We start from the raw sequence: 3,317 nt of genomic DNA, 5'->3' as shown, positions 1-3,317 counted from the left end.
TGAGCCTAATCGAGACCGAAAGGTCTCTTTTTTTTATGCAAAAATAGTTCTAAAAAAGAAAGTATTAATAAATAAATTCGCTACTTAACAACTTTTATAAGAGGTAATTTCATATGTGGCTTATAAAGGTTAAGTAACATATCCAACCTTAAATGCTTTAATTACTGTTGTGTATCGTAACAATAATTAAAGCATTTTAAAGTTTCTTAAAATCTAGTATTTATATAACGAGTGAATGAATTAATGCATTAACATGATCTTCTAATTCTTCTTTTTTTATCCCCCCAAATCCTAAAATAAATTTTGGATAAACTTTAGAATAATTTTCGTAATGATAAGGTTTTAATTTTAAATTATTTTTTTTCGCATTTTTTAAACATTGTTTCATTGACAATCCATTATTAACAGTTATTGTAAAATGCATTCCAGTTAGTGCGCCTTCAATCTTTATTTGCGTATTGTAGGGCTTTAATCGTTTTAAAATATAATCAAGTTTATCTCTATATATCTTTCGCATTTTATTCAAATGTCTTTCAAATTTCCCACTTATCATGAATTGAGCAACCATGTGTTGAACATGCACAGGCACTGTATTTCCCTCTTTATATTTTTGATTATTATATTTGTGCATTAAATTTTGTGGCAAAACAATATATGCAATCCTACAGCTTGGATATAAAGATTTTGAGAAAGTACTAATATAAATGACTTTTCCTTTTGTGTCTAAACTTTGTAATGCAGGTATGGGTTTGCCAAAATATCTAAATTCTGAATCATAATCATCTTCGATAATATATCTTTGCTTAGCTTGATGGGACCAATTGATTAATTGTGTTCTTTTTTTTAAATTGGTGACATAACCAGTTGGAAATTGATGAGATGGTGTTATATACAAAATATTGTTATTTGTATTTAAAATAGGGTCGATTTGTATTCCATTTTGTTCAACTGGGACTTGAATATAACTTATACCTTTTTTATCAAGCGTATGTTTAATAGGTGGATAACTTGGCTGTTCAATAATAAATTCTTCTTTTTTTAGTAAATTGGTTATCATATCGAGTAACTGGCTTGTTGATGATCCAACAATAATTTGATTTGGGCGACAAGTGACGCCACGACTATTAAATAAGTAATGTGAAATTTGTTGCCTTAAAATATATTCCCCTTGACGCTCGCCTCGTTGTAATAGTGATAGCTGATGGTCTTCAAAAACGTCTTTCGCATATTTTCTAAAAATGTGCATAGGAAAACTTTCAGAATCAATTTCAGCTAAATTAAAAGCATATTTATATTGTCGTTGCTTCTTTTCTAAGTTATCAGTGTTTAATTGATTTGTTTGTCGATGTATCACTGGCAACGATTCTATATCGGAAACGAAGTAGCCAGATCTAGGTTTCGAATAAATGAAACCCTCATCTACAAGTAATTGATATGCATGTTCTATTGTAGTGTGGCTAACAGATAAATAGTTACTTAACTGTCGTTTAGATGGAAATCTATCATTTGATTGATATTGACCTTCGATAATTTGATTTTTTAACTTTTCATATAACGATAAATAAAGTGGTTGATTTACTTTCAATTAACTGACCCCTATCTTTATGTACAAATTGAACCTTTTTAAATATCAGTTTATCTCGTAAAATATATTTAATCAATAAGAAAAGGGGTAAGTAGTATGTCTAAAATAGTAGGATCAGATCGAGTTAAAAGAGGAATGGCTGAAATGCAAAAAGGCGGTGTCATTATGGACGTCGTTAATGCAGAACAAGCTAAAATTGCTGAAGAAGCCGGAGCTGTTGCCGTAATGGCATTAGAGCGTGTACCATCAGATATTCGTGCTGCTGGCGGTGTTGCACGTATGGCGAATCCTAAAATAGTTGAAGAAGTTATGAATGCCGTATCAATTCCGGTTATGGCTAAAGCCAGAATTGGTCATATTACAGAAGCTAGAGTTTTAGAATCGATGGGTGTTGACTATATAGATGAGTCTGAAGTATTAACGCCTGCAGACGAAGAATATCATTTAAGAAAAGATCAATTTACAGTTCCTTTTGTGTGTGGCTGTCGTAACTTAGGTGAAGCAGCACGACGCATTGGTGAAGGTGCGGCGATGTTGCGTACGAAAGGTGAACCTGGTACTGGTAATATTGTTGAAGCTGTCCGTCATATGAGACGTGTTAATTCTGAAGTTAGCCGCTTAACAGTTATGAATGATGATGAAATTATGACATTTGCAAAAGATTTGGGTGCACCTTATGAAGTATTAAAACAAATTAAAGATAATGGACGTCTTCCTGTAGTTAATTTTGCAGCTGGTGGTGTTGCTACGCCTCAGGATGCAGCACTAATGATGGAATTAGGTGCAGATGGTGTATTTGTTGGTTCAGGTATATTTAAATCTGAAGATTCTGAAAAATTTGCTAAAGCTATCGTTCAAGCTACAACACATTATCAAGATTATGAGTTAATCGGAAAATTGGCTAGTGAGCTAGGTACGGCTATGAAAGGTCTAGATATTAATCAAATTTCACTAGAAGAAAGAATGCAAGAGCGTGGTTGGTAATGATTAAAATTGGTGTTTTAGCCTTACAAGGTGCTGTACGTGAACATATACGTCATATTGAATTAAGTGGTTATGAAGGCATTGCTATAAAAAGAGTAGAGCAACTAGATGAAATTGATGGTCTAATATTACCTGGTGGAGAGTCTACAACATTACGTCGTTTAATGGATTTATATGGATTTAAAGAAAAGTTACAACAATTAGATTTGCCAATGTTTGGAACATGTGCTGGATTAATTGTTCTTGCAAAAAATGTTGAAAATGAGTCTGGTTATTTAAATAAATTAGATATAACTGTTGAGCGTAATTCATTCGGTAGACAAGTCGATAGTTTTGAATCTGAACTTGATATTAAAGGGATAGCAAATGATATTGAGGGAGTATTTATTAGAGCACCTCATATTGCTAAAGTGGATAACGGAGTGGAAATACTTAGTAAAGTTGGAGGTAAAATAGTAGCCGTCAAACAAGGACAATACCTCGGTGTTTCTTTCCATCCAGAACTAACTGATGATTATCGTATCACTAAGTATTTTATTGAACACATGATTAAACATTAATCATTTTGTAATATTTGATTTACAAATTAGTTTCTATTAATTTTAACAATTTATTTTGAAGGAAGTTTAATAAATTGTAGTTTATTTTACTCTATGTGTGAGATAACGATTGATTGTTCTAATTATTTGTCAAAATTCTAATATTTAAATCATTTAAAACATACTAAGATTAGCTATGAAGAAATCTA

At 31.7% G+C, this 3,317-nt stretch carries 3 protein-coding genes; 2 read left to right on the top strand and 1 reads right to left on the bottom strand.

Features of this window, described 5'->3' with window-relative positions; genetic code table 11:
• Positions 1-220: 220 nt before the first annotated feature.
• Positions 221-1,585, bottom strand: coding sequence for a MocR-like pyridoxine biosynthesis transcription factor PdxR (locus HMPREF2576_RS10780; protein ID WP_002438651.1), 1,365 nt, complete (start codon positions 1,583-1,585; stop codon positions 221-223).
• Between the two features lie 96 nt (positions 1,586-1,681).
• On the opposite strand from HMPREF2576_RS10780, the gene pdxS reads away from it, so the two are divergent.
• Positions 1,682-2,569 (top strand): pyridoxal 5'-phosphate synthase lyase subunit PdxS, encoded by an 888-nt coding sequence (gene pdxS, locus HMPREF2576_RS10775; protein ID WP_002438655.1) that lies wholly within the window; start codon positions 1,682-1,684, stop codon positions 2,567-2,569.
• 2 nt (positions 2,570-2,571) lie between these two features.
• A complete protein-coding gene (pdxT, locus tag HMPREF2576_RS10770) occupies positions 2,572-3,129 on the top strand; it encodes a pyridoxal 5'-phosphate synthase glutaminase subunit PdxT (protein ID WP_011082818.1) in 558 nt (185 codons plus the stop codon).
• Positions 3,130-3,317 lie beyond the last annotated feature (188 nt).

The organism is Staphylococcus sp. HMSC063F05 (genome assembly GCF_001837075.1).
Classification (GTDB): Bacteria; Bacillota; Bacilli; order Staphylococcales; family Staphylococcaceae; genus Staphylococcus; species Staphylococcus epidermidis.
The sequence above is the reverse complement of the archived record's forward strand: the minus strand, read 5'-3'. Positions and strand labels throughout refer to the sequence as shown.